This window comes from Pseudomonas sp. 43(2021) (genome assembly GCF_017490805.1).
Lineage (GTDB): Bacteria > Pseudomonadota > Gammaproteobacteria > Pseudomonadales > Pseudomonadaceae > Aquipseudomonas.
The window spans coordinates 1-480 of sequence record NZ_JAFGYJ010000390.1; the positions used below are offsets into that span (position 1 = coordinate 1).

1 protein-coding gene is annotated in these 480 nt (G+C 58.8%); it reads right to left on the reverse strand.

All coding sequences use genetic code 11. The features are described 5' to 3' along the window. Positions 1–53: 53 nt before the first annotated feature. Positions 54–480, reverse strand: a 427-nt coding sequence (locus J5M71_RS27790) for an acyl-CoA dehydrogenase family protein (RefSeq protein ID WP_279382396.1), incomplete at its 5' end; no start/stop codon positions are given.

The window sequence follows — 480 nt, forward strand, 5'->3', positions numbered from 1 at the left end:
CGATAAATCCAGTACCCGCAGATGCGACAGCGCGCCCATGGTCCGCCCTCCTATTAATAGAACGCCTGCAGACCGGTTTGTGCACGCCCGAGGATCAGCGCGTGAACGTCATGGGTACCTTCATAGGTATTCACCACTTCCAGATTGACTAGATGACGAGCGACACCGAACTCATCGGAGATGCCATTGCCACCGAGCATGTCCCGCGCCATTCGCGCAATATCCAGCGACTTGCCGCAGGAGTTACGCTTCATGATTGAAGTGATTTCAACGGCGGCCGTGCCTTCGTCCTTCATCCGGCCCAAGCGCAGGCAGCCTTGCAGTGCCAGAGTGATCTCGGTCTGCATGTCGGCGAGCTTTTTCTGTACCAGCTGAGTTGCGGCCAGCGGACGACCGAACTGCTGACGATCCAGAGTGTATTGGCGCGCGGTGTGCCAGCAGAATTCGGCCGCGCCCAGCGCGCCCCAGGAAATGCCATAG